At 56.0% G+C, this 26340-nt stretch carries 18 protein-coding genes; 6 read left to right on the top strand and 12 right to left on the bottom strand.

Translation table 11 applies throughout. From position 1 onward, the window contains the following. Positions 1-32: 32 nt before the first annotated feature. Both P3T18_RS14840 and P3T18_RS14835 read right to left on the bottom strand, forming a co-directional pair. Complete coding sequence (locus P3T18_RS14840) at positions 33-965, bottom strand: AraC family ligand binding domain-containing protein (protein ID WP_429300670.1); 933 nt, start codon at positions 963-965, stop codon at positions 33-35. 345 nt (positions 966-1310) lie between these two features. Further along, positions 1311-1937, bottom strand: coding sequence for an MlaC/ttg2D family ABC transporter substrate-binding protein (locus P3T18_RS14835; protein ID WP_429300669.1), 627 nt, complete (start codon positions 1935-1937; stop codon positions 1311-1313). Between the two features lie 982 nt (positions 1938-2919). Between P3T18_RS14835 and P3T18_RS14830 the strand changes: the two genes are divergently transcribed. Continuing rightward, positions 2920-4755, top strand: a complete 1836-nt coding sequence (locus P3T18_RS14830; RefSeq protein WP_429300668.1) for a hypothetical protein — start codon at positions 2920-2922, stop codon at positions 4753-4755. Further along, positions 4752-5936, top strand: coding sequence for a hypothetical protein (locus P3T18_RS14825; protein WP_429300667.1), 1185 nt, complete (start codon positions 4752-4754; stop codon positions 5934-5936). The genes P3T18_RS14830 and P3T18_RS14825 overlap by 4 nt, the downstream gene beginning before the upstream one ends. A 51-nt stretch (positions 5937-5987) precedes the next feature. On the opposite strand, the gene P3T18_RS14820 is transcribed toward P3T18_RS14825, so the two are convergent. Then, entirely contained in the window at positions 5988-6725 is a 738-nt protein-coding gene (locus P3T18_RS14820; protein ID WP_429300666.1) for a FadR/GntR family transcriptional regulator, read from the bottom strand. A gap of 144 nt (positions 6726-6869) precedes the next feature. On the opposite strand from P3T18_RS14820, the gene P3T18_RS14815 reads away from it, so the two are divergent. Then, the gene (locus P3T18_RS14815; RefSeq protein WP_429300665.1) at positions 6870-7751 is read left to right on the top strand and encodes a fumarylacetoacetate hydrolase family protein; all 882 of its coding nucleotides are present in this window, start codon (positions 6870-6872) and stop codon (positions 7749-7751) included. A 366-nt stretch (positions 7752-8117) separates the two neighbouring features. Here P3T18_RS14815 and P3T18_RS14810 read toward each other — a convergent pair whose 3' ends face one another. Further along, positions 8118-12140 (bottom strand): DUF4365 domain-containing protein, encoded by a 4023-nt coding sequence (locus P3T18_RS14810; protein ID WP_429301102.1) that lies wholly within the window; start codon positions 12138-12140, stop codon positions 8118-8120. Between the two features lie 11 nt (positions 12141-12151). Next, positions 12152-12502 (bottom strand): HU family DNA-binding protein, encoded by a 351-nt coding sequence (locus tag P3T18_RS14805; RefSeq protein WP_429300664.1) that lies wholly within the window; start codon positions 12500-12502, stop codon positions 12152-12154. Between the two features lie 507 nt (positions 12503-13009). Here P3T18_RS14805 and P3T18_RS14800 point away from each other — a divergent pair. Continuing rightward, the gene (locus P3T18_RS14800; protein WP_429300663.1) at positions 13010-13525 is read left to right on the top strand and encodes an SET domain-containing protein; all 516 of its coding nucleotides are present in this window, start codon (positions 13010-13012) and stop codon (positions 13523-13525) included. Between the two features lie 398 nt (positions 13526-13923). On the opposite strand, the gene P3T18_RS14795 is transcribed toward P3T18_RS14800, so the two are convergent. After that, a complete protein-coding gene (locus P3T18_RS14795; protein WP_429300662.1) occupies positions 13924-15240 on the bottom strand; it encodes a TniQ family protein in 1317 nt (438 codons plus the stop codon). A 182-nt stretch (positions 15241-15422) separates the two neighbouring features. Here P3T18_RS14795 and P3T18_RS14790 point away from each other — a divergent pair, with 182 nt between their 5' ends. Next, positions 15423-16190, top strand: a complete 768-nt coding sequence (locus P3T18_RS14790) for a metallophosphoesterase (protein ID WP_429300661.1) — start codon at positions 15423-15425, stop codon at positions 16188-16190. A gap of 48 nt (positions 16191-16238) precedes the next feature. Here P3T18_RS14790 and P3T18_RS14785 read toward each other — a convergent pair whose 3' ends face one another. The 3 genes from P3T18_RS14785 to P3T18_RS14775 are packed head-to-tail and all read right to left on the bottom strand — an operon-like array spanning position 16239 to position 21460. Further along, positions 16239-17567, bottom strand: coding sequence for a TniQ family protein (locus P3T18_RS14785; RefSeq protein WP_429300660.1), 1329 nt, complete (start codon positions 17565-17567; stop codon positions 16239-16241). After that, the gene (locus P3T18_RS14780; RefSeq protein ID WP_429300659.1) at positions 17542-18645 is read right to left on the bottom strand and encodes a hypothetical protein; all 1104 of its coding nucleotides are present in this window, start codon (positions 18643-18645) and stop codon (positions 17542-17544) included. Before P3T18_RS14780 ends, P3T18_RS14785 begins: the two co-directional genes overlap by 26 nt. A 25-nt stretch (positions 18646-18670) precedes the next feature. After that, complete coding sequence (locus tag P3T18_RS14775; RefSeq protein WP_429300658.1) at positions 18671-21460, bottom strand: integrase catalytic domain-containing protein; 2790 nt, start codon at positions 21458-21460, stop codon at positions 18671-18673. Positions 21461-23061: 1601 nt separating this feature from the next. Here P3T18_RS14775 and P3T18_RS14770 point away from each other — a divergent pair. Further along, complete coding sequence (locus P3T18_RS14770; RefSeq protein WP_429300657.1) at positions 23062-24204, top strand: MFS transporter; 1143 nt, start codon at positions 23062-23064, stop codon at positions 24202-24204. 185 nt (positions 24205-24389) lie between these two features. Here P3T18_RS14770 and P3T18_RS14765 read toward each other — a convergent pair whose 3' ends face one another. The 3 genes from P3T18_RS14765 to P3T18_RS14755 all read right to left on the bottom strand — a co-directional run bounded on the left by P3T18_RS14765 (position 24390) and on the right by P3T18_RS14755 (position 26126). Then, the gene (locus P3T18_RS14765) at positions 24390-25475 is read right to left on the bottom strand and encodes an AI-2E family transporter (protein WP_429300656.1); all 1086 of its coding nucleotides are present in this window, start codon (positions 25473-25475) and stop codon (positions 24390-24392) included. Positions 25476-25631: 156 nt separating this feature from the next. Continuing rightward, positions 25632-25874: a CsbD family protein gene (locus P3T18_RS14760; protein ID WP_429300655.1), complete on the bottom strand. Its 243-nt coding sequence runs from the start codon at positions 25872-25874 to the stop codon at positions 25632-25634. A gap of 69 nt (positions 25875-25943) precedes the next feature. Further along, a complete protein-coding gene (locus P3T18_RS14755; protein ID WP_429300654.1) occupies positions 25944-26126 on the bottom strand; it encodes a CsbD family protein in 183 nt (60 codons plus the stop codon). Positions 26127-26340: the final 214 nt, after the last annotated feature.

The following is a 26340-nucleotide window of genomic DNA, read 5'->3' as shown; positions in this document are numbered from 1 at the left end:
TGATGGAACCGACGTCGTTGCAACGAACGGTTTTACTGACGAGCGGCGCCTGGCGGGACGCCAAAGAAGCGACTGAATTCGCGGCTCAAGTGTCCCTGGTCGTAGTAGCCAGCCTCAATGGCAACGAGCCGCAGGGGGCGCCCTTTGAGCAGGAGATGTTTGGCCAGCTCAACTCTGCGTTGAACCAGATAGGCGTGCGGGGCAACGCCAAAAGTCTTTTTAAATTCCCGCAGTAGGTGGAAAGGACTCATCCCGGCGATATCGGCTACCGTGTCGAGTGACGGATTCTCGCACACGTGTGCGTCGATGTATTCGCGAGCGCGCCGAACCGAGCCCGGCACCGGTGAACTCGTGATGAGCGGGCGAGCTGACTGACCGTGGCGTTGAGCCAACTGATAAACAGCCTGGGTAAGTCTCGAGGTCTTCTCAAGCTGCGACGCGTCCTGCGATTCTGAACAAACATGTGCCTCGTAAATCAGCCGCATTGTGTCAGGGTCGTCGATGACCGTCTGCGGGAAATACAGATTCGTTCCTGCGGCCTCGCCATGCACGTCTTTGAGTGCAGCTGCCAAATTTGCGGCCGGGACGTACACCATTCGATAGTCCCACCCTTCCTCGGTGGCAGGCCCTCCTTCATGCACAGCTCCGGGATTGACCACGCAGATTGTCCGCTCAGGCATGATCAGGCGTTCACCGTTTGTATAGATGAACTCCTGGGCACCTCTTTCAATCAGGCCAAACGCGAACTCGTCGTGCGAATGCGGGGGGAACGTGTGCGTCTTGTAGGCAGCACGAAGCAATTCCGCATTTGCGAACGACGGCTCTCGCCATAGTTTTGCCTGATTGCTTCGTTTTGGCACGCCTGAAGCCATATGCCTGATGTCATCACAAAAAAGTTTGAGCACCGACGCCGAGCCGTTCGTCAGCGATGCCGGTACACGGGAAATTACGGCTAGGGAAAACACTATTTTCCATTTGTGTATCCGCTCTGAAAATGCGGGGACAGACCGAAAACGGCTTCCACCGCTTGGCACGTCCAGCGTGCACCTCACGGCTGTTCACCCAGACTTGCCCATTCTGCTGCGAGATAATCAAAACCATTGTATAAAATTGCGCAAACTTTCGTGCAGCTCACTAGGACCGTCCGTCGAGCTGGCTGCGGCTATATTACTTCAGCATTGCCATGGCTGGTGTCAGGTTGCAGACCAACGTCTCGCATTGGACCGAGTTCGTCGCGCCCTATCGCTAGCAGGCGAACCCTGACTGCGTCGTCAAAATGAATTGGGCACTCGCCATATTGCACTCGTCTCCTACTGCTGCTTGCTGGACGCTAGTTGCTGGTTGCGCTCGGCGAGGAATTGAATTAGCCCATCCACGCCGGTTTGATGGATCTTGTCGCTAAATTGCTGCCGATAAGTCTGTATAAGCCAGACACCTAACACGTTCAGATCATAGAGACGCCAACCTTGCGGCGTGCTATAGAGTCGGTAATCAATCTCTGCGGGATTCCCGTTCCGCGTAGCAATCGTTCGAATCACAACGTCTGTGTCAGTCGGCGCGATATGAACGGGCGGATAGTCGATAGTCACGTCTTCCTGAAGCTGCCCAATAGCACCCGAATATGTGTAAATCAGCAGCATCTTGAACTGTTCAACCAGTTGCTGCTGCTGTGCGGGCGTCGCCGTCCGCCAGTACCTGCCCATCGTAAGTGACGTGGTGCGTCGGAAATCGGTGTAAGGAAGAATATCTTGGTCAACGATACCCATGATGCTATGGATGTCATCTGGCTGAATTGCTTTGGTGCGGACTTCACCTAAGACCTGCTGCGTCGCGGTTCTGATTAGAGACTCCGCATTCGACTGATCCACTTGCGCCCAGGCGATATCACTGTTCGCAAACAATGCAGCGAAAAGAGTCAGTAGAGCGAAAACCTTCATTTGAAAATCCTTGGCAAAGGGGATCCACTTGTGGCGACATAAGTATCCTCTGTTTATCCAGATACGTCTTTTTTGGGGCCAACGCTTTAGGAACGAGATGCTCCTTTTGCACGTTAGACTCACGTCGCGTCCTTCAAGGTTTCGTCCTATCGCTAAGAGCGTTTGAGAAAAATTTGCACGACTAGAAAAATGAGCTCGCTGGTATAGATATAAATTGCCGTATGTTGATAAGGCAATGATGGACTCGTTAAGCGACGCAATTCGCGGAAAGCGTCACCAGATTGACCGCGATTCTCCTGTAGCCTGCCTGATCAAAGCAAAAGATCGGACTCACACAATCAGACGTAAAACCATGCGCGCGCCTAACATGCGGTGAACCAGAGTGTCACTTGGCTACCGCCAAAAGTTGTCGGCGCAACAAACATGCTGCACCGACTGGCAGAAGCTATCCAGGAATCTGGACTCAAGGGAGATTTCTCACCGCCGTCGCAGATCTCCCTGGAACATTGCTCTTTTCTTGGACCGAGTCGCTGCCCCAATCATCACGATGTTCGACAAGCAAAGACAGGTCATTCCATTCCCACAATATTGCCGTTGCGCCGATTGAGTTCCGTGATTTTGAGCATGGATTACTTGTTGATGATTTCAGCGGTAGCAAAGCTCCTTAGGACAGTGAAGTCACGGAAATCTCGATATGCAAACGAAATTCATCGGCGTATTTTCATACAGCATCTGGCGGGAAACGTGTTCCACTACACTGGATTGCGAACTTTCGCAATCCAGACTACTTGACTCTTCCGCCAAGCCATCCCAATTCATACAGTTTGCTTTCAACGCGCACTCCTCAGCGAGTTAATCCTCGGTGAACGAGTGCTCAGCTTGCGCTTTCAGTTGTTACTTCCATTGAGGGGCCGGCCAGACTTGTTCAGCCGCCCATTCCTTGCATCACGAACGGCTCGACGTCTTTTCAAGGACCACCTCCATGAGCAAAAGAATGCGCCGACTGCGCCGGACTGCTCTGCTATCACTGACAACGCTTATTGCGGGCCTCGGTTACTGGTTGCTCGGGATTTACCAGCAGATGCATCCGGGCGCATGCTCGACTCACGATCCGTTTATGCACTTCGTCGCGGATTGCTCGTCAGAGGCACTGTCTCACCTGCTACATCCACCAACCGGACCGGAAAACGTTTCGGCGAGCGAGGCGTGGGGTCTGGCCATCTTGGTGGCCGTGTTAACGGTTGTCGCCTTTCAGGTAAATCGAACGCGAAGTCAACTTGAGCGACTGCGGGCTGCCGAAGACTGGCGCGCGATTCGCTTGACCAGCCGACGTCGCCAGCTCGACGCATTAAGGCAAAACCGCATTACCTTGAGCCAAAAGTTGGCGCAAGCTCTTGGCTTCGAGCAAATCTCTCCTTCGCTACAGACGGCTGAGAATCCGTCGGTGACGCACGAGCTGGAGCTTGAACTGGACGGTGAAATCCGTTCTCTAGAGCGCGAAATCCAGCAACTTGAGCAAAGCGCACCCGCACCGCCGGAACCAAGTGAGCGCAGGCTAACCGAGTGGTTTCAATCACCTCGATGCGTGTTCTATCTTTGCCTTCTTCCATGGATCATTTTTTTTGGAGCGATGATCCAGCACGGTCAGAAAGACGCGGCTATCTTTGCCATGGCGCTCGCCGCGATTTATGTGGCAGCCGAACACTGGTCGTCATTGCACGAGCAAAAGAAACTTATTGGAGATGAGAGACGTGAGCTGCTTCAGGTTCGCGACGATCTACAGGTCAAATCAGATAAGTTGACACGATCACTACATAACCAAAGCATCGTTGGCCTGAAGCAGGAAAATGTGTTGTCAACCATTCAGACCGAGCTGGCGCAGAAGGTCGGCAGCATTCAAAACGCGTTGGGCACAGCGGTCGGTATAAGAACAATCTACAACACGTTCAAGGATCTGACTGGAGGTAGCGGCGAGCGTGGTATCTACGCCATCTACAGGATCTTTGATATTGACGAGCGCTGGTGGAAAAGTCCCTCATGGAAAGTTTACTGCGGCCACAAAGACGTTGCTGGAGCGATTCCGGTTCGCCCGGACCCCAACGGGATTGAAGTGAACACGCTCTATAGCGCTCTCAAAGATGGGCTCCGTCGTGACATCGTGATAGTCGCTGCAATGACGTTCAGGGATCCGACCACCTTGGGCTCCCAGCAGGAAACGTCCCGGCAATTTGGCGCTCTCATAGGAATTATCTGGCATTACCTGGTGCTCTGGCACGTTCGGCAGCGACTCCGAGACTCCGAACTGCCATGCGATCACCAGATGCTTGTGATCGACGACACCATCACACCAATCTGGTTTCATGTCATTGGACACAAGGTATTCCAGATTCTCGGTGAACCGGGCGACGAATTGAGGGTGCGCGACATGACCTTCGACCTTGAGTCAATGGCCGCGCCGTTAGTGAGTTGGGCGAAGACCGAGATCCTCGCCCTCGCGTCCAGAGGATCATCAGCTGAAGAATTTATCTGCTCGCAGTTGTCCAATGCGATGCCAAGCCTGCCAAGTGAGCTGTTTCTTAATCTTGAAGCGGAAGTGTTTTTCAAGAATCTCGGAGGAGATGCGTGGCTGAACGAGCAAAAAGACAAGCTGCCGGGCGGATTGACGCGAGACATGGCTCGAGAACGTTGCTGCAAGTTGATACGTGACTTCTTGCAAGTTATTTCGGCATATCAAGGAGATGCATTCACGCCCGTAAACCTCGATTCTGAGTCCGGGTTTGTTGTCAACCTCAGGCACATCGCGACGGAGCTTGAATGATGAATCCCAATCTCGACCTAAACATCGCGTCGTTTCTAACCAATCTCAAGCGATTGCACGGTTGTGTTTCCACCATCGTGGTACCGCACGCTGGTCAGCCATTCAACGATAGAACTCCGATCTCTCTAAAGGTTCGACACTGCTTTCAGAATGTCGACCTACACGCTTGCGCGCGGTGGTTCGGTCGATTTTCAAACGAGCTTGTCAAGATCAAGGGAGGAGACGCCCTTGCACGAAACCCATCGCTTAAGGTCGGGATGCCGAGCAACGTAGATAGTCTTGATCGACTCTATGTTGAATTGCTCACAGCATCATGGCTGTGCCTCTATTTTCTGGGCGTCCCATCTGGAAGTCCTTGGGGATTTGTAAAGACGTGGGCTGAAACGAGGGGCGGTGGTTTGCCGAACGGAGTATGCGTCGCTAAGGCCATTGGTGACATCGTGCGGGCGTCGCGGCGAGCCAACCATAATTATCGTCTGTTTCCAACGACTACGTCACAGCATGATTTGACGCTGTATATGCACTCGTATCTACCGGTACTTCTATTTCCTGAACTTCTCGATACCGGTTCGGAGATCATGTATCAAGACGTGTATGGCAGACCTAAGCCGATCCAGAACGAGAATGGCGTGACCCACCAGAGCGATGGTGTTCCTTCAGATCTCCATTCTCGATTGCCCGAATACGTTCATGGCCTTGGCCGATGCTACGAGTTCCTCCAGATTGCGCTCTATGTGCGTGACGGATATCCGATCCTCTACAGCATCCCTGAGCAGCTCGTCGTCACTCTGCATGCACATTTCAGCAAAGATGAGGAAGACAAGCGAGCAGCTTGGCTGAAGCGATGCAATGTGCTTCAACAGAATGTCTTTGCTTTGACAGATGACACAGATGCATGCGCAAAAAGCCAGCGCATGGCTCTTCTCACTCAAGGTAGACCGCCCGCATGCTTTCTCAACCATGAAAGCGGCCTCTTCACTTTCGAAGGGCTCGACGCACACGAGCGCAGGGAAGACTTACCGCTGCCTGCGAGCTACATGCACGAGACTCGTCGGACGCTGTATCGCGCACGATTGTTAGCTGCCGAGCCGGATTTCAGTCCCGGCTCTGAAGAACGGTTTCGAAACATCCTGTACCGTCAACACAACGTCGAACTTTACGACAGGCTGATCGCCACCTGATGACTCTGGCACCGCAGCCTTCGATCCATTGCGGGGAGAACCTTTCACCTGTCAGCTTCTGCGTTCCGCACCGCTCCAAGTCCCGAAAAGATTGTCTTGGATCTGTTTCAGGTGCGCTTGCATCGCCAATGACGCGGCGTCAGCGTCACGGTCGCGCAGGGCCGACACCAGTTCCCGGTGTTGCAGCTCGTAACTTCTCCGTCGCTCAGGTGTCATAGACCGTTTCTTTAGACGCCCCCACTCGCCCCGGTCTCGAACCTCATTAACGAGATCAAGAATCTGCGCGAAGAACGCATTGTGTGTGGCTGCCGCAAACGCGCGGTGCAGCTCTGCGTCCCAGTGTTCGAAGTCATCAAGCGACTCGGCGCGCTCAGCTCGTGTCAGACATTCCTCCATCCGCGAAAAATCAGACGCGGTTGCATGACGAACAATCAACAAGGGCATGAGCGGCTCAATGAGCAGCCTCGCCTCCATCAATTCTGACGGACTGGTCTCGATCACCGCAGGTTGAGCGTCGGCGATTTCGGCAATGGCTGACGCCAGCGTAACCTCGGCCCCGGCCTGAACAAACGTACCACTGCCTACTGTCTGAGAGATGAGCCCCCGGCTTTTGAAATCCTGCAACACGCGCCTGACGGCTCCGCGAGATGCACCGAATTGCTCACTCAACACTCGTTCGGCAGGAAGCTTCATGCCCTCGCGCAACCTTCCCGCAGACATCTCCTGAAGCAGATAGGCAGCCATCGCCTTCGCGCCCGACGCCCTTACGCTCGCCTGTCTGTCGCTCATGCCTAACCCTGTTTTTTTAATCACATAGCCCTATTGTAGTACCAATTTGGTATATTTTGCAACAATATTTTGTTTGCAAAAGCACCAAAGTGGATTTACATTTCGATACCACTTAACCAATTGGATAATTAAGGAGTCAAGGTCATGCGTTTCGCTAACGTGTTGTTTAATGGTGCAAAGACCGTGTCTGTGGTGTCAGATGACGGGACCTCCTTCTGGCCAGTAGCTCAGCTCGTCGAGAATTTCTCCGGAGATATGGTTGATTTGGTACAGCAATTTGGTTCGATCAAGGACTACCTTGCACCGGCAACACCAGGCATCCGATTGAGCGAATCGATGCTTCTCGCCCCGATCGACCAGCCACGCCGCAACATCTTCTGTGTTGGCAAGAACTACAGCGAGCACGCGGCAGAGTTTCAGAAATCCGGTTTTGATCACAGTGCCAAGGACGGCGAACACGCACCGGAAGCGCCGGTCGTCTTTACCAAGCCAGCGTCGACGGTTATCGGGCCGGGCGCCATTATTCCGCGACATGCGAACGTAACCAGTCAGCTCGACTATGAAGCAGAACTCGGGGTCGTCATCGGCAAAGGCGGCATTGGGATCAAGAAGGCGGACGCCATGGACCACGTGTTCGGTTACACGGTGATCAACGACTTCACCGCGCGCGACCTGCAGAAACTGCATCGCCAATGGTTCATCGGCAAATCGCTCGACGGCTTCTGTCCGATGGGGCCTTACCTGGTCACAGCAGACGCGGTAGACGGCCAAAGCGTTGATGTGAAGTGTTGGGTCAACGGGGAACTCCGTCAAAACTCCAACACAAAACAGCTAATTTTTGATATTCCGACACTTATCGAGACGCTGTCCGCCGGCATCCACCTTCTGCCGGGCGATGTTATCGCAACCGGTACGCCGGCCGGGGTCGGCATCGGATTTACCCCACCCAAATTCCTGAAGCCCGGCGATGAAATTTGTATCGAGATTGAGAAAATCGGCGTCTTAGTCAATCAGGTGGGCGCCTAGAAGTAGGAGGGAATCAAGCCTGCCCGCAATTTGGCGAAAAGGAGTCGGTCGCGGTCAACTAACACCTTGGCCGCGACCGGCGACCCATAGATCCGCTGGGACGCATTCTCTAACTCCGAGATCGGGCAGCGGAAAAACGAAGCCACGAAGATGCTATTGCGCTGTCTGTAAGCGTTGAGTCCTCGGTCCGGCTGCCCGAGCTTCTACGAAATCAATATCCGGCGGCGTTGTTCATTTTGACTGTGTGCCGAGTGCTAACGTGTCGCCAGTGCGCAAACACGGCAGTTTCTTACAGCAGAATTTCCCAGTTGGGGCGCGAACTTTCCACTTCCTCCGGGAGACACGTCTGGTGCTTCAGAACTAACTTCACACCTGGAATCCGACGTCTGAAATTTCCATGCTTTCGAGATTGAACTTTTTGCTAGAGGCCGTCCCCGCAAAGATACGTCCTTCCTCGTAAGCACTAGTGAAAAGTTCATAGTCTGCGGTCCCTTCGGTCAGACCATCCCGTAATATTTTCATTACACGTTGCTCCTGCTGGCGTTCTACCTCAATGCCTGAACTTCGAGCGCAAACTCTCCCGAGAGTAGCTATGGCAACCCGCTCCTTTTGCTCGTCCATCTGTTCTCCGTGCATGAGTTCTACGACAAGCCGGAAGACCCGCCACAACTGGCGCGCCTCGCCGGATGGCTTATCCATTCCCATGGCTGCGATTGCTACGGCCACGGCAAGTGTTTCAATCACATCCAGAGTGCCCGCGTCGGTACGAAATCGGACTTTCCAGAGCCACATACCAAGCACGCCTGCGATTACAACATCCGCATTGTGTTTCGCCACGACCATGTCCCGAAGGAGCGTCGCACCGCTGCGCATGACGTTCTCAAGTTTCTGCCTGACATTCCAGATTCCTTCTAGGATTGCATAACAGCAGGCATCCTGACGAATCATCTCGTCGGCAACCAAGACTGTCCTGGCTTTGGCCAGTCCGACCGGAAGACTCGCCATCAGAAACCTGGGTTCGATAGCAATCTGTACGTTCCAGAGACAAAGCTGACCCATCTTTTGCGCAACCGTATTCACTGGTAACAACTCCAGCTCGTCGATGATTCTCAACAGATCGAGCGTACATAAGCCCGAGGCGCCCTGCTCGTCTTCTGTCGCGTACAGGCGGAAGAACGCATCGTCTGAATAAAGAACGAACCGCTTATCGCTCAGAAGCGCTTTCACATCTTCGCCCAGCCTTCCATCGCGACTAATGAATTCATCCGGCGGCCTCGGGCTTGCCGGTTGCAGAATCTGGTCAATATTTGTGGTCAGTACCTTGGTCAGGCTGGAAAACCGTGCGTGCATCAGATTGAAGGGGCTTTGCACCACATTTCGCTGGATTTCAAGGAGGGTGGACTGAGCAATCGCAACGCGCTGGAAAATCAAAAAAAGCGGGCCGAAAAGTTCAAGATCCTGTATGACGAACAGGGTCGGCAAGTCCAGCAGCGGAACCATTCCCGCCACGTCTCGACTGCTACGTCTGGCGGCCGTTCCGTGAACCATGGTCAAGTGATACTGGACGTCGTCCTTCTTTGAGCGCTTCCCGATTTCCCAGAGTTCCGCAGTGTCACGGACTGTAGGGAGAACCGTGTTTGGCCGCCAGGAGAACGGCATTGGAAGCTCCCCTCTGCATAGCTCCCGGATCATCTTCAATTGCCAGTCGGGGGTTCGCTTCGGCTCACCGAGCACCCGTTTAAGTGCCTCCAGCAATCCGGTGGCTGAGTGCTTTGGCGGCAACTCTATACTCCGAAGAATTCTCGACTCCGGCCACTTGTCGAAAAACCTCTGTCGACGTTTATCGAACTCTTCCAGCCGGCCTGACTGTGAAGCGCCCGAAAACTGCAACGCAGAGAAATAGGTGACAAGGAATCGTCCCTCCTCCTCTTCGCTGCTTTGATTAATCAACTGGCCGATTTGCCAGAGCACGTCCATGGCCCGCCTGCCGCCCGGTTCCTTCGAGTGCGACAACTGGAAAACAAGCCAGAGACAGTCTAGCCGCTTCGCCGCTTCCAGTTCAACCTCAAGGAGTCTCTCGGCAAGGCTCAATGCTTCGTCGACAAGACCGGATCGCGTCACAATGCTCACGTACAGGTCGAGCGCCAACTGGTCTGATGACCCTAGTTCGACAAGCGCGCGAAGTTCGTCAAGCGCCTCATTAGATGCTCCAAGCTTGTCGAGTGCGAGCGCGCGAACGGCACGGAATCGGCCCACCTGCCGAAAGCGTCCGATTGCGCGCTCCGTCACGGCGAGCAACTCCGTCCACTCCTCGCGAGTCGTTCGCGCCTGAGCTAAGGCAAACTCGCCATCGACAGACAATTCCTGCGATTGCCGAAGGTTCTCTGCCACATCGATGCAGATTTGCGCCTCGTCAGCTCTTGCCGGTCTGAGGATGTAAAGAAGCTGCTGGGCGATTACCTTGGGGCTACCTTGCTCCAGATATGCAGCGACCAGAGTCTGCGTAGCCTCGTCGCGCGAAAGCGGTTTGGCATCGACCGCACGAAAATAGTCCAGCACTGCTGCGTGAGGCGCCCATTCAGTGCGAGCTTTGAGTCGGGCTACCATGGCCTCTGCCCGTTCAGAATAGAATTGCTTATCTGCGCAAAGCGTTGCAATAGCCACAGACACAGGATACAAAGCGTGGTCTTTCGGCAAGGAATCGACCTGCTCCTCCACAACCTGCAAGCATTGGAGATATTTGTGCGCGTGATACAGGATGCCGATGCGTCTGAAATTACGCTCCGCCGACTCTGGCTGACGGCCGTTCGCCTCCAGAGCATCGTCAAACCGCTCGACGTGCATCGCGAGCATTTCTGCAGCCAGCTGCATCGTCGCCAGCGAAGGTCGCGCCTTCGCCGCCTCTAACGCAACATCGATAGTCTCGGCCGCGCGCCCTAACATCAGCGCAACCGGGCACCAGATGTCAGCGAGATACTGCGTATTGTTCGGCCATGCGGCGCGACGCAGCACGTCAATGGCGGCCTTGATATCCGACCAGGCGAGTTGCAGCCGCTCAGCGTCAACGCCAGCAGGCCCTGACATTGATTCAATATGATAGTCAGTGCTCATCCGGGGAGGAGTGGGCATGGCTAACCAGAAATTCGCGCCCGCCCGCAACAGGTAAAACAGCTGGGTCTCGCGGGACTCAAGCCCCTCCTGAATAATTCCCGCGTTGCAGAACTCAATGACTTCCTGGTATCGGCCCTGCATCATTGCAAGTACAGCCTGCGTGTGAAGTGCAGTCCGACGAGGCAGCGGTGCCAGAATCGCCGACGCTTCATCGAACTGGCCGTCAATCGCGAGCAGGCGTGCGCGTACTGCCTGAATTTCTGGGGCGTGTCCCGTCGCCAGATGCAAAAGGTCCGCAACTCCCGGCGTGGCGAGCGACGACACGCGGTGTGCCAGATCAGCTTCGACGAGCGCAACAACGTAACGAGGGGCATGTGCTGCGAGATCGTAGGCGTGTCTGAAGCATTCGATTGCCTGCGCATTGCGGGAGGAGCGGGCATGGACCCGTCCCTTGCAGTACCAGTATTCGGCTTGCTCGATTGGAAGGGCGTTCTCAATTCCGGGGGCCAGTTGACCGAGGATTGCTTCCGCGTCAGCTGCCTGCCCGGATACAAGCAGCCTGTCTGCCTCATCGAGCTGACCAGGTAGAGAGTCACGGGGTGCCTCTGGCCACGGACGCGTAGCCGGTTCTGTGACGGCCAGAATCAAAGAGCTGTTGTATGCCGTGAGCCCGGTTGGCAGACCGCCAAGGATCTCTGCTCTATCCTCGTAATCCAGAGCAGGCAGCTTGGCTTCGATAACCGCATTCAATTCGTTAGCGATTTCGCGATTCTTGCGAATTCGCTCGAGATCAGGCAGCACATCGGTGTTCTCTTCGAGTCGACGCGCGACGGGCACGCGAAACGTGAGCCTGTCGCTTAAACTTGCAGAACGCCCCTCGCTCTCCCGTCGCTTCAGGTCGTCATGTATCCATACATGGAAGACCGGGCATCTCGACGTGTTAACGTCAACGCTCAAATCAGCGAAAACGAGCAGAACAGGCCCGCCGATGCGGAGGTAGTAATTCACCGTCGATCTTTCAAGGGGAACCGAGTAAAACTCGCCCGTGGCGTTCAGCGCCGGTGACTCGCTACCTTTAAGTTGGACGTGGAACAGCCCGACATACTGTGCGCCGTCGACCAGTTGGATCTGGTAGTCAAGCCCAACATCATCGGTGCCATCGGTCGGCTTCACTCGCCAGCAATCGGGCCGATTTGCTACAAAACACTTATCTGCGCGATGCCCAATGCGCTGCGCCTCGCTCTCCTGCGGAAGTGGTTCCAAAGTTATTACCCCCATATGCATGTGAGTTATTCTGCAATATCCTGTATGCTACGGGCCCACGTCGGGGGCCCACCCATCGGCTCCGAGCTCGCCTCGCTTTGCACAAGACAAGTTCCGTCGCAATCTCGTCCCGCGACCAACGGCAATACATGACAAGACCGTGCGTTCACACGCTCTTTAACATTCTTTCCAGCAGCAACCTTTACAGTCTTCGCAGCCGTTGCTTGCGTCTTTTCGCCATTAGACGGGTGGCATCCGGTACGTGCCGCCAGCTGGCCGCTACAAACAATCCGAACCGCACCGGTTCCACAATCTGGCCTTGGAAGATTGCTTTCAACATCGTCGACCGCATCGATAGCTTCAGCAGGAAAAGACATGCATTGACCAGTGTCCCCGCGACGGGGTCGATGAGCTCCTACCGTTCATATTGGCCCCCAAGAGAGCATGCCGCATTCAATACTGTGAAACAATTCTCGAGCCTCTGACATCATCCTACCATCGGCCTCGACATCAACCGTCGCGAACTAAGAGCGGGTCTCCAGTGGCTCAGTGACGTGTGACGAAAAAAAGAGGTGAACAGTTTCGGTTATGCATAGGATAACTTCAGTGATTCCGTCAGCTTGCACGTCGAAAACAAGTTGATCAACGGCGACGCGTTTCTCGGTCGCGGTGGTCGTATCGTTGGCGCCACTTTTAATCAAAAGATTGAGCGCATTGGACAAGTACATCACTGCGCGGCCGTCGGATCTGAACACAAGGTTCATCTTGGCGAATCGGGTCTATCTATCAGCAGCGTGAGCAATTCTCTTGACAGTTTTTTTCCAGATGGTGACCATTCAATATGGCCAACATTCTGCTGGCCGTATTCAGCATGGTGAAGCAGCATGAATCAAAGTTTGCGCGGCGGCCCCCGCTTCGTCGTTCGTCGTTCCCCTGTTCACGGAAGGGGACTATTCGCCATCAGGACGATCGCCGCTGGCGCCCTGATTTGTGAATACAAAGGGACGCGGGTCAAATGGCAGGATGTACAACAGCATAACCGTCCCGGCGAAGCTGAAGCCGGACATACGTTCCTCTTCGACGTTGAACATGGGCTGGTCATTGATGGCAGCAAAGGCGGAAACAGCGCGCGCTGGCTCAATCACAGCTGCTCGCCAAACTGTGAAGCCGAACTTTCAAACAATCGAATTTTCATCTACGCGTTGCGCGCCATTGCGCCGGGCGAAGAGTTGGCGCTCGACTACGCTCTCGTTGTCGATGAACGTCACAGTCGCAAAGTTTGCGAGCAATATCTTTGTCGCTGCGCTTCCCCTGAATGTCGGGGAACCATGCTGGAAAAGCGCAGGAAAGCCACGAAATTGCAAGAGCGGATGCCGCGTTCGACGTCTGCAGGTGAATAACGGCATCTGCCACGCATTCGGTCTTGTGACTGGCAGTTGTCGGCACTCCTCGTTATGGCAGCGGCTCCCGCCGTCACGCCGGTCTGTGAAGGGTCGAAAATAGGCGAAAATTGCCCCCCAAACCGCATCAGCCCCATGGAGAACGTCAAGAAACCGTAGTGCAGCTCTAATCCGAGACAGCAACCGGCGCGCAAGAGGCCATTATGGCTCGCGAGTAAATCTTGAGGTATCCGTGCCCGGCTCCCAAGAGCGCGGCTTGGACACACATAACCTTGTATCGGCCCATGCGCCCCGGTAACTTCATTCGTTTCGCAAGATTGCTCCTACACCGCAGTGGGCCGTATTCCGTCAAAGGACAAAGAAATTCGATTTCCCTTCAACAGCGCGTGCGCCCCGCCTTAAGTTGTCTCCTCCGGAGAAGACTCCGACGCCTCCTGAGCTAAATCTCGACCGACTCCGAATATCGCAGCTTTGGCCTGCTTTATCACAGACCATTTCCACTCTCTCGAGAATCGACCGATGCCACCGCAACTCTCATCAATCAGCCTTCGGCCGGGAGAAATGCGCTGAGCCTGGCACGCCTTCACAAAGGCAATCACTTCGCACTGGTATTGATCCTTCAGGCGCTGCATCTTTTGCGCCGCGTAACCAGCGTGGAACAGCGCAAGACGCGATGCGAGTTCTCTCTCGCGCCTCCACACTGTCGTCGATGTGATGTTCAGACTGTCGGCGATGTCCATTACAGACGTGGACCCATCGCCAGCGAGCGCTTCCGTAAGCTTTTTGACAAGCGCATTGCTCATCTGCACCCGTTTTGGCACCGACCGCCTGATTTCAAACTCGCAACCATCCCTGACACGCGCGACGTCACTAAAATCGTTTGTCTGGAAAATTTGCTTTGTAGTCGCCCCAGTTGCGTAACAAGCGCGAACGAACAGATGTAGAGGTGCAGGGAAAGTCCCGGCAGCGAAGTGAACAATCTGTGAGGGCAGCACTCCGAGTGCTCGCCCCATCTGCGCGGATGATCCCTCGTAGAACACATCGCGAATCGCTCGCACTGCCACATCGGAAGTAACCAGTTCTGCGCTGCCTTCTACATTAGAAAGTGCCAAGGCACTTTCAATCGTCCGCGCGCTGAACACATCAAATTCACTATTGGAAGCCCGCGTCAGTTTGGCAACGGCTCGCCCCAGCCATTTGCCGCATCGGCGACAACAACCCACCCGCGTGAAGGCCGCAAATGATGGTTGTTTGCCACGACCACAATGCGGACATTCGGTCTCAAGCCAAACGGTGTGAACGGGGCATACCACGACTTCCACCACTCGCCAGACAAGAGGCTCGTACACGGTTTCACCGCTTTCAGCGAAGTCATGCAAGCAGGCGGGACACCATGCCCTGTAAGTTCTCACAAGCCCTCTCGGCGCAAGAGTCTGACGCCAGGCGAGCATCGTTGTGCGTTGCAAGTCCGTCCGGATCAGGAGCCTGTTCATTGCGCGCACCCATATCCCAGCGGCTTCCAGGGTTCCGTCGATGGCTCCGCTTACAGGCAGCCCCTTTACTTTAGGCAAGGTTCGCCCCTCGTAAAGCACCGGCGCGACCAGTTCCCGGTAAAAGTCCCGAAATGGTAGCGACAGACGCTCAGCGCATCGCAGCGCGAGACTGCTGAGCTGCTCACCCCTGCCACCTGCGTCACTTGCCATCTGAATGTCCATTTTTTATACCCGACATAATTTGTCGTTTTACTATAAATCATGTATATTTCAGTCGCAACAAGGTGTGACTTGAGAGAACCACGTGACGATGGGAGAAATCTGAATGTGGCTGATGCTGCAACGGCTACTCCACTCAGCCTCTCGAGAGCTCATTTGGGGAACCAGGACAGTACGAGGCCAGAATGCGGCTGCAGATTGCGTCAGACTTGCATCTGGAACGGGTGCCGGGAAACCGTCGGAGAGACAAATTGCTAGACACGACGCAGTCGGATGTTCTGGTCCTCGCAGGAGACATACATCGACTGGACCAGATGGCGGACCACTTTCACGACTGGCCGACGCCAGTGGTATATGTTCATGGTAACCACGAGCTATACCATCGCGACTATGACGCGGTCATCCGTCACGCAAGAGGCCAGCTTGCCGGGACGAACATCCAGTTTCTTGAGGGTGAGCAGTATGTGCAGGGGGAAGTGCGTTTCCTGGGATGCTGCCTGTGGAGCGACTTCGCCCTTCACGAGAGGGCCGGCCCCGAAATGGACTATGCACAGGCATATGCACCTGAACATCGAATCATTTCGGCTGGGCCCGCGAGAAAGCTACTACCCACCGATGTCCGGCGGATTCATCGAAGATCCGTCGCGTGGCTCGAGCGCAAACTCCGGCAACCCTTCGCTGGAAAAACCGTCGTTGTTACGCATTATGCACCGCACGCGATGTCACTCGGCTATGACGCCGCGCATATGCCCTCAGCCGCTTTCGCCAGCGATTTGGGGCGTCTGCTGAGATGGGCGGACCTGTGGATTCATGGCCACATACATCGTTCTTGCGACTACATATGGGCAGGATGCAGAGTCGTCGCCAACCCCGCCGGTTACCAGCGCCACGGGAAATATGCAGGTGAAGTAACGAACAAAGACTTCGGCCGGCGCATGGTAGTGCAGGTCTAGCGCACAGTTTTGCTCGCCATTGACCGCAATGCGACTTCGGTCGTTGGTTTATTCAACGAATAGCTTGCGGGTCCCTGCAGTACGTCTCCTGCGAAAAAACTGGCCCTCACCAAGCCGCGCCCACTCTTCATCGATTAGCTGCCTAACTTCACTTTCCTGCCAGCGCTGAGACACGCCTGAGGTAGCTGTAAGTCGTGGAGTTGACGGGTAGAGTCCTTTTGCTACCAGCACGCGAAACGCATTCCGAAGCTTCTCCATACGAGCAGTTTTGCTTTGCTCAGCCTCTTCTTTTCTTGACCTTCTCCCTCTTTCGACAATACGTTTGACATGATCCGGAAAACGAATGCGGGCTGACCCAAGACTGATCCCCACAGTTGCACATGCATCCTTCAGTCTGGTGACGTTGACGTCGTCGGCCATTTGCCGGAACTTTACTGCGATAACCGTCCAGTCTGGCCTGGGCGTGGGTCGCGGACCTTCGGAGGCAGGTTTGACGACTTTCCTCCATGGGCGTAGTTGCCCAAGAATAACCCGGTCCAACGGCGCTTGAGCGTTGTCAGCTATCATCGCCAACGCTCGCAAACGGGGCAGTCGAGGCCGTGCCACTGATAGCCTCACCTGGTCTACATTCATGTCCAGTGCCGATGCGAGCAGATAGGTCATCTCATCGGAAGTTAGCATTCGCCTGAAAGTTAGCCGGCCATCGTGTTCGATTTCCCGAAATTCGTTGGTACGGGAAAGCAGGCCTGCGACAGCACGTGCAATGCGCACCTCCAGATCATCTCCAGACCGGAGGCCGGGGCTCTCGTCGTTGCCCTGCCACGCGCCGCAGCGACTGCAGCAACCTACCCGTGCAAATCGCGCGACAATTTCTCCGGGCCTGTTGCACGACTCGCATTCGGTGACGAGATTTACGTTGTGCTCAGGACAAACCGTGACATCTGTCAGCCGCCAGAGCAAAGGCTCATAAACACCTGACCGTTCCTTCATCGCCATGAGGCATAGCGGGCACCACGCTTTGTACCTGCGCAAGATGTTCTTCTCTGTCAACATGCCGGCAAATGGAAGCAGCGTGCATGCTTCCAGATAATCGGATTCTACCAAGGGCCGTAAAGGGTCGAGATAGACCCTGGCGACGGCCGTATTTCCGTCGACACCCAACAGTCGCCGTTTAAGCGCGAGCGATCCCGAAACCTCGTGTGGATAGTCCGGCAACACCGCCCGCTGCTCAAACGCCCACCGAACCATGTCGCCAAACCGCACGGACGCGCGTTCAGCAGCGCGCTTCCACACACTCGAAGAAGCCTCGACCAACCCGGTTCCGACACCAATGGGTTCGACCAGATGGAGATTATTCGAAGGGGTGATTGGGCGCATTCGAATTCCTCGTTGCTCCGACTCGCCCGGAAGGCTGCCTCTTTTTCGCTTCGGGCCGCCTGGTCGTGACTGCCTCTGCTGCCGCCACAATTCGCTCGGCTGTGACGTGACGTTCCACCGTCAAATCATCAAGAGATGCGCTCGATATGATGTTCAGATGGCGTTGGTAGCGATTCCACGTCAGCCGACTTCTTTTGCTCGGCTCACTCAGAGCGTCGGTCGCAACCCGCACGGCGAGCCCGGGGCGCCCGTCGATGGACTTACGGATGATTTGCGCATGCGCTACCAGGCAACCCGGTTCGCAATGGTCGGGGCCGAGTCGCTTCTCCATTTCGTCAAGAAATTGTTCGAAGGCTTCGTTGTCTTCTGGCGTATCGCTGTAAGGTTCGAATGCTATTAATTTCGTCCGCGTCTTGAGTTGAACATCATGCTCAACCAGACGTTTGATGTTGGAAGTACCTCCGATGACCAGAGGCTGCTTCGTTAGCGCAACAATATATTTGAGCGCATGAATCGCGCGAGACACCTGAAGATCCGAAAGCGTGACAGGGATAGTGTTGCCTTCATCCACGACAGTTACCAGCTTCTCGAGCTTGATGTTCTTAACGAAGCTGTGCCATAAGCCGGCATCCCTTGCTGCTACAGAGCCACTTACAGCCCTCCCGCGAGGCGCGCCGTGCTCAACGTCGCCATATTCGATTTTGTTGTATGGCAGTGGCTCATCGGCTGCCACATACGCATTAATGATGGCTTCTGTCCAGTTAAAGCGCCCGACGTGGTCCGGGGGTGGCACTGAAAAACGAAAGCATCCTCGCCGCTGTCCACGTTCGAGCGCTAACGCATCGCTCATCCCTGCAATTGACTCAAGCAATGTCGTCTTCCCGACGCGCGCCGGACCAATGACGACAATAAGCAGATCACGTGATCGACCGGCGATTGCATTCATGATTTTCTGCTGCGTGGTCAGGAACTTCGCATGCAAACATATCCATTCGTTGAGATCGTCAATTGCGTCCACCGCCGACTGGGGCGTCAAATTCAGTTGCTTGGCCATGCTTGCATAGTCTGGCTTTGCCATCGGAAATCTCCGGGTAAAGAGATGGTTAGAAAGAAAGTCGATTTGGTCGAACTATCGGTACGAGATCGTCGTCATCATCTTCATCGGCAGGCGCATGTGCATCGCTATCTGCCTGACTCTGAGTCTCAGTTGTCGTCATATCTGGCGCGATTGCACCGGTCGGGACCGCGCCAACGGCATTCTGTCGTGCGGAATCGGACTGCGATTGAGGCGACCCGGTTGCGGATACGTCCGGTGCACTCGACTTTTTTGATGCGGCGTTTTGCGCCGACTTCGGGGAAACATCTGCCCCTTCTTCGGCTTGCGGGTGCGTCCCGGGGACCGGAGGTGCACTGAAATAGTTCTCCGGTTGTTCTTCGGTTTGGAGCAGCGAGGGTGCCCGGTTGAGAAGCATTTCCAGCTGTTTCGTCAATGTGTCTTTGCGCGCCGGGTCCTTTTCCAGCTCAAGGAGCTTCTCCGCGAGTGCTACTGAGATCTTGACAGGATCGCGAACGCCCTGCAGCCTTCCGAGCTTCAATTCGGCCATCACGCCGAGGATTTCTCGCTTGGAGTACAGCGCGAAGAAGTCTGCGTAGATGCTTCGTCCAGTAATCCATCCTGTCTGGTTGTCCACGTAGATGTACACGAGACCAGGGTGGATAACATCGGGGAACACGCGGACCCGTCGGCCTCTAAATCGCTTGAGATCGTCCCCAGTGTCCCAATACGCAAGATTTTTTACAACGACATATCCTTCGTCCCGAACAACACGCATACCGTTACCAGAGGCCGGCGGCATGCATAGCCTGCGGAAAGAGAGCGTCAGCTCAATCGGCTTTCTGTATTTGTCTCCGTATTCGCGTTTGTATCTGGCTACGTAATCCCTGATCGACTCATCACCCGTTTTAGCAGAGCCGTGCTCCATTTCGACCTCGGAGAACACTCCCTTCAGATGAGCATGGAGTTGGGTTAGCGTCATCAACTCAGGATTGCGCGCAATAAAGGTTCGCGAATAAGCGTACAAGTCCTTCACTGCGACGGTATTTCCGGTCAACTGCTGCAGCAGTTGTGTCGTGATTTTGTTGTTCGCAGCTTCGACTGGCGCCCCGTATCGGGGGTGATAAGCCGGACGCCAGACAAGATGAGATTCTGCTTCTTGCAGAATGCGATGCATGACGAGGGAATCAAACTCAGGCGCGTTGTCGACAACGATGAAACGAGGTAGGCACTTGTGCTCTTTTACGCACTCGAATAACACCGTTGTAACGGCCGCTGCGCTCGGCGCATTGAAGGACAGCGTCCACGCGAGTTTCTGTCCAGTCGCAGCGTCGATCATGACAGTCAACCATACCTGACTCTTGATGCGTCGCCCATTGGCCGAGTTCTCCAGCCTGATAAGCAACGGGGTATGGTCGATGTGCGCAAGCGTGAACGGAACCGCGCATTTATAGAGGCGGTTTGCGGTGCCGGGCGGCGCAAATCCAGCGATGGCGTAGCGTGCTGAGCTGCCGTCACGAAACTGGACAAAGACACTTTTTTCGCACTCTTCGTCCCGTTTTCTCGCCGTACGATAAGAGAACTGTTCAAGTCCAAGGCGCTTTGCGATGGCCACAAACATCGCCCACGTCGCACGGATCGAAAACCGCTTTAGCAGGCGGTATTTCAGATAGACATGGTCCCAGAGCTTTTCAGACTCAGGATATTTCGGCGCTTTGTGCCCGCGCGCCCTCCAGTTTGGAATGAGGCCGAAGACCTCGCTGTCATATAGCAGCCGACCGAGTTCCGCCTGGCTTTGCCATTCCGCCTTTGTCTGCGGTGGAATTGGTCGACCTTCCCTTTTTGGCCCACTACCCCTCCACCAATACGAAATCTTTTCGGCAAGGGAGGCGAGTTTTCGATGTGCAAAGTCATATGCGGCTGGCGATACGAACTGGAGGAATCCCGGTTCTGGATCAGGCTTATCACCCTTGGAATCCGCATCGGCTTTCTCGATATCAAGCGACAGAAAACCGATGTTGGCAGCCTTCGCTGCCTTGAACGACTCATACGCCGCAATGTCCCTGAAAACGATGCAACTGCGGATGTCGGTGACATCCTGCGTTCCGAGAGGAAAATAGACCCGCCGGGTGATGATCAGATAGTTCAGGTCATCCGCACCGATAATGTTTTGTTCAATCAGTTCGCGTCGTGACAGATATCCTTTCACTGCCACCATGCTGAGCACTGTCTCGCATGCGGCAGGGTCCATCACGCTATAGCTGTCTCCGCGATACGGACTAAGAAAGCCGACGTTAAGCAGGTACCACGGACCAAAATGTGTCTCTGTGAGGATCTGATACTTAAGTCCATAGTGACTGAGCCGCTCCGCAATTGGCGAACTGACCCAATGCCCAGGACTGACCTCTTCATAAAGGCCACTCCCGCCAGTGACACCCTTTTTGAGCATCGCGTTTGGGAAGACGTCGACAAATCCACACCAGTTCTCCGATATTTTCAGCAAAAACGGGCGGAACACGTCCACCTGGACGCGAGTGCCATTGCTGACAGGGTATCTGACACCTCCAATGTCCGTCGGCCAGCTATAAAACTCGATGCAATCGGAATGGGGATCATCGAGTTCGTGCAGGAGTGAAAACTGCAATGTCGTGTCATTACAGCGAACCGCGAAATTCATCCGGGTACTGATGTGCGACCCGCGCGTGCGGCCCTGCCGAATCCGAGGTTTGGGCTCGAGCGGTTCCCCGTTGCGAATTTCGTGTACCAGCTCAATACCCGGTTTCGTAACCAACGCGCGACTAAGCAACGCATTGAGTAAATCCTGATCGAGTCTGCTCATGAATGGTCACCCACGCGTAGCGAGTAGGTGTGCCTCTGTGAGAATCTGATATCCGAGACCATAGCGACATAGCCATTCCGAAATGGGCTCGCTGACCCATTGCCCCGGACTGCTCTCTTCATAGAGGCCGCTGCCGCGAGAGACACGCTCTCTGAGCATCGAAGTTGGGAACGCGTCAACAAACCCACACCAGGTCTCAGAAATCGTTAGCAGAAAAGGGCGAAACACATCGACCTCGACACGTGTCCCGTTGGCGACTGAATATCTGACGCCTCCGATGTCCATCGGCCAACTGTAAAATTCAACGCAGTCGGAGTTAGGACAATCCAGTTCGTGCAAGAGCGCAAACTGCAAAGCAGCGTCATTGCAGCAGACCGTGAACCCCATCCGAGTGCTGACTTGCCGTCCGCGCTTACGGAGGTGGCGGACCTGAGGTTTGGGTCCAAGCGACTCCCCAATCCGTAACTTGTGTACGATTTCGATCCCCGACTCTGTGACCTTCAGGCGTGTGAGCAGAGAGTTAAGCTCGTCAGCATCTATTTTTTTCATGGATGTTTATCCGCAATCAACGAGTGGATCGAATTGGAGTCATCCCGCGCCTGCGCCGAATCGAATTGCAGAATGGAAGTGACATAAGACTCAATCACTGGTGTGACGAGATCCTCCGCTCGATTTGTGTCGGACGAAGAACGTCGCCGTCGGCGACAGTCGAAAAAAGGCGCCTTGCCTCGCATTAATCTGCCCATCAGCGCTACCTCCACTTGATCTACAGGAAACACCTCCCAAGTCAATCTAAGCGATTTCTGACGTCCCTAAAAGAGCTTTTTGGGCGTGGCCTCATCGCCGGGGAGAGCTTATGTGACTCAAGAAGTACACCAACGGTCGTCTATCTGTAGTTATCAATTGATTTGATAATCACTATGGAATGCGAATAGATTTATAACGAGATGGTCCGCATGCAGTCGTTTGAAGCGCCCCCCAATTGATAACCTCATCTTTAGTGGGCGCTAATAGCAGAGAAAAACAATCTTTTTAATTTCACTCGGAGAACGGCACGACGCGCCATGCCCCCGTTGTGCGCCTACAACGACGTGGCGGAGGTAGGCGGCAAGGACCATTGCGGATCTGCTGACGGACATCGGTAAAGTGGATTGTGGCGTGCTCCTAAGCCGCTATCGGCCGGGAAGACCTGCTGATCACAACGAGCGTCGTACGCAACTTCAAGCGCAACCTCGCGCGCCCCGTGGCTGGCTTCTCTACGGTCGAATGAAAGTGCGGTCGCTCAACTAGAGGTCAGACCGATGGCTCGTCCCTGATGGCAACGAGGTATGCAGCGGCCGTTTCTCGACGTTTAGGGCAAGACGAGCCATGGACGAAGTCGACACCTAACGCGATTCGAGATCCCCGAAGTGAAGGCGCCGGAGTGCGGAGTTGAGATGGCATAAGGCGACCAAATTCACCAACTTGGTGCATAATTTCTATGTAATGTATATTTCGAGAAGATTACGTTCTTAAGTAGGGTTCGCCACAGTTTGCGGGCGGTTATTTCGAGCTCGGATGGGCAAGAAACGGTAGTTATCTGGTTCCCTAGTTAAACTTTAATGGTTCCCAGACCAACGCCGGCTGCGTTCGCCACGGCCGTGTCGGCATACTCGTGGTGTTCGGGGCTGTCCGGCCTGTTCGCGGCGACCTACATCGACCGCTTCGACCGGCGCCGCCTGCTGCTCACCGTCTACGCGCTGTTCGCGCTGTCGAACCTCGCCTGCGCGCTGGCGCACAGCTTCCCCCTGCTGCTCGCGGCGCGTGCCTTCGCGGGCATTACGGGCGGCGTGCTCGGCTCGGTCATCATGGCGATCGTAGGCGACGTGATTCCGGTGCAACGGCGCGGCGCCGCCACCGGCACGATCATGACGGCGTTCTCGCTCGCGGCAATTGCCGGCGTGCCCGCTGGCGTGATGCTCGGCGCGCATTTCAACTGGGCCGCGCCGTTTTTCCTTCTGGTCGCGCTGTCGCTGTTGATCTGGCTGGTGGGATCGCAACAGGTGCCGTCGCTCGCGGAACACCTGAGCCGCAAGCAGCCGGCGCTCAACGAAGTGCTGCCCGATTTGTGGCGGCTCCTGAGCAATCCCCGGCATCTGAATGCGTTCGCCCTCACCTTCATGATGATGATCGCGCACATGCTGGTGATTCCGTTCATCTCGCCGGTACTGGTGGCCAATCACGGCGTCGCGCCCGAGCAGTTGTCGTGGCTGTACATGGCGGGCGGTGCGGCGACGTTCTTCACCTCGCGCCGCGTCGGCCGGCTCGCCGACCGCTTCGGCACACGCCTCGTGTTCCGTATCGCCGCGCTGCTCGCCTGCCTGCCGGTGCTGTTCGTCACGCATCTGCCGAACCTGCCGTTCTATGCGCTGGTGCTGTTCTTTCCGTTCTTCATGGTGCTGATGTCGGGACGGATGGTGCCGATGCAGGCGCTCCTCACCACCGTGCCGCAACCGGCGCATCGCGGCGCGTTTCTCAGCGCCAATAGCGCCTTGCAGGCGCTCGGCACGGGCTGCGGCGCGTGGCTCGGCGGTCTGATGCTGAGCAGTTCGCCGGGCGGACAGATCGTCGGCTATGGGACGGTGGGCTGGGTATCGGTGATGGTGGCGGTGGCGGGCGTGTTCTGGGTGTCCCGCGTGCGCGGCGTCGAAGGCGGTGGCGTGCCGCCGTCGGCGGTTCTGAACAGCGAGCCGGCGAAAAGCTGAGCGGATCGGCGGTCCGCTCAAGCGGTGGTAGCGACGAACGCAACGGCGGAAGTCGCTTCATCTGCCCGCTAAAGCGGCAGCTAACGCAAAGGCGAACGCACGGCGGTCATTGCTTCATCGCCCCGCCTTCTACTACGCTGCCGCCGCAGGCACACCTCATCGAGGCGTGCACTCTGCGCAACCCGTCACTCAGGCTCGCCGGTCAATGCACGGCGCGCCGCCACGCCGTCGCTTCGCGACGAAGCGTAGAAATCTCTGGCGCGTCCGATCACGATTTTCAGCATGGCGATCACCGGCACGGCAAGGAAAATGCCGGCCACGCCACCCAGTTGATCGCCCGCGAGCAGCCCGACGATCACCAGAAACGGACTCACTTCCACGCCTTCGCTCATCAGATACGGATTGAGCACGTAGTCCTGGAACAGCCGGTAGCAGGCGATGAAAATCACCAGCGCGAGCAGGTGCGAATAGCCGCTGAAAACGGCCACCACCAGCGTGATCGCCACCGCGCCGAGCGGACCCGCGAACGGCACGAATTCCAGCAAGCCGGCGCTGACGGCCAGCAGAAACGCATACGGCACGCCAAGCAGCGAAAACGCGACGCCATAGCAGATCAGCGTGGCGAGCGAGAGAAACAGCAGCGCGCGGACATACTTCGACAGCAGAACGTTCAGGTCGGTCACGATCTGCGCCCACAGCACGCGATGCCGGTTCGTCAGCATGGCCAGAAACGCGTCGCGCATCTGCGGGCCTTCCTTGATGAGCAGGAAGCTGAGAATCGGGATCAGCACGAGATAAATCAGGTTGCTGGCGGCGTGCATCACGCCGAGCCCGACGCTGCGCGCCATCGGCACGGCCTTGTCGGAACCGGTCTCGATCTGGCTGCGCACGAAATCGACGATACGCTCGCGCAGCGGCTCGAGAAAATGCGGCAGCGGAAAGCGGTTCGGCACGTCGGATTTCATCAGCGCCGGCAATTGCTGCAAAAGGTGCGTGGCCTGGTCCTGCAGTTGCACGCCGAACAGCGAGCCGACCACGGCGATCACCGCCACCACGACCACGAACACCAGCGCGATGGATGCCACCCGCGGCACGCGTCGCGGGCGGACACGCTCGACGAGTTCGACCATCGGGTAGATCAGGTAACTGAAGAAGACCGCGAACACGACCACCAGCAAGGTGGACGACGCGGTGTAGAGAATGAAGAACAGCAGCGCGATCAGAAACGCCGTCCAGACTTTCCTGGCGGTAGAAACATCGAATCCCAGCATGAACCTTCCTTCAACAGACGATGAGATCCGGCGCCTCGAATGCGCCGGGAACATCGGACAACCAGGGCGTCCGCGGGGCTGAAACGGGCGCCGGCAGACGGCCGCTAAAGCGGCCGGCAAAGGCCAGCAAAGGCCGGCACCGGCGCCATTGGCCGCCTAGATCAGCTTGCCCAGCAGGAAGCCGACGCCGACCGCGATCAGCAGCGCGCCGATCGGATTGTTGCGCGCCGCTTCGGCAACGTGATCGACGCTATCGCCGTAAGTCGCCTGGGCTTTGCCGGCGAGTTGCCGGACCTTGCCTTCGGCCTGCAGATCGACATCGCCCGTGAGACCGCCGACGGCGTCCTGCACCTTACCCGCGGCGTCCTTGACCGTACCTTCGAACTGGTTCGAATTCATCGTGTTCTCTCCTTGTGCAGCGTTGTGCGAGCAGGCGCGCACGGCGCCCGCGCTATTTCATGAATGAGTTCACTTCCGCAGACGGTGGCGAACAGCGTCAGCCGCCTGACCGACTTTCGACTGTACCTTGCCGACGAGCCTTTCGGCGGCGCCCTCGACCTGAGTCGTCCGGTTGCCGGTCACCTTGCCGACGGCTTCCTTGACGGACCCCTTGACCTGCTTCGCCGCTCCTTCGAGCCGGTTCCTGTCCATGATGTTTCCCCAAACAATTGCCGCGCGCCCGACGACCGGCCGCGCAGCCGATTGACGTCAGCACGGTTCGTTCCCGGCCTGCCCGAAAGAGTGGAAAAAATCGACGAAACCCGCGCCATGCCCTTGCAGCACGGCGTCGTGACGCTCGAAACAGCGTCACGACTTCAAACGGGAGAGGCGCGCCGGGCACGCCGGCGGCGGTGAAAACAACCAG

The organism is Paraburkholderia sp. GAS199, from assembly GCF_050436585.1.
Taxonomy (GTDB): Bacteria; Pseudomonadota; Gammaproteobacteria; order Burkholderiales; family Burkholderiaceae; genus Paraburkholderia.
The sequence above is the reverse complement of the archived record's forward strand: the minus strand, read 5'-3'. Positions and strand labels throughout refer to the sequence as shown.

Coding starts and splice junctions, on each gene's coding strand:
- P3T18_RS14805 (WP_429300664.1), bottom strand. CDS start 12,502: ATGTCTTTTCCTGCTGAAGCTATCGATGCGGTCGACGATGTTGAAAGC.
- P3T18_RS14810 (WP_429301102.1), bottom strand. CDS start 12,140: ATGGGGGTAATAACTTTGGAACCACTTCCGCAGGAGAGCGAGGCGCAG.
- P3T18_RS14815 (WP_429300665.1), top strand. CDS start 6,870: ATGCGTTTCGCTAACGTGTTGTTTAATGGTGCAAAGACCGTGTCTGTG.
- P3T18_RS14790 (WP_429300661.1), top strand. CDS start 15,423: ATGCGGCTGCAGATTGCGTCAGACTTGCATCTGGAACGGGTGCCGGGA.
- P3T18_RS14785 (WP_429300660.1), bottom strand. CDS start 17,567: ATGCGCCCAATCACCCCTTCGAATAATCTCCATCTGGTCGAACCCATT.
- P3T18_RS14830 (WP_429300668.1), top strand. CDS start 2,920: ATGAGCAAAAGAATGCGCCGACTGCGCCGGACTGCTCTGCTATCACTG.
- P3T18_RS14800 (WP_429300663.1), top strand. CDS start 13,010: ATGAATCAAAGTTTGCGCGGCGGCCCCCGCTTCGTCGTTCGTCGTTCC.
- P3T18_RS14770 (WP_429300657.1), top strand. CDS start 23,062: ATGGTTCCCAGACCAACGCCGGCTGCGTTCGCCACGGCCGTGTCGGCA.
- P3T18_RS14795 (WP_429300662.1), bottom strand. CDS start 15,240: ATGGACATTCAGATGGCAAGTGACGCAGGTGGCAGGGGTGAGCAGCTC.
- P3T18_RS14755 (WP_429300654.1), bottom strand. CDS start 26,126: ATGGACAGGAACCGGCTCGAAGGAGCGGCGAAGCAGGTCAAGGGGTCC.
- P3T18_RS14780 (WP_429300659.1), bottom strand. CDS start 18,645: ATGGCAAAGCCAGACTATGCAAGCATGGCCAAGCAACTGAATTTGACG.
- P3T18_RS14820 (WP_429300666.1), bottom strand. CDS start 6,725: ATGAGCGACAGACAGGCGAGCGTAAGGGCGTCGGGCGCGAAGGCGATG.
- P3T18_RS14760 (WP_429300655.1), bottom strand. CDS start 25,874: ATGAATTCGAACCAGTTCGAAGGTACGGTCAAGGACGCCGCGGGTAAG.
- P3T18_RS14825 (WP_429300667.1), top strand. CDS start 4,752: ATGATGAATCCCAATCTCGACCTAAACATCGCGTCGTTTCTAACCAAT.
- P3T18_RS14835 (WP_429300669.1), bottom strand. CDS start 1,937: ATGAAGGTTTTCGCTCTACTGACTCTTTTCGCTGCATTGTTTGCGAAC.
- P3T18_RS14765 (WP_429300656.1), bottom strand. CDS start 25,475: ATGCTGGGATTCGATGTTTCTACCGCCAGGAAAGTCTGGACGGCGTTT.
- P3T18_RS14775 (WP_429300658.1), bottom strand. CDS start 21,460: ATGAGCAGACTCGATCAGGATTTACTCAATGCGTTGCTTAGTCGCGCG.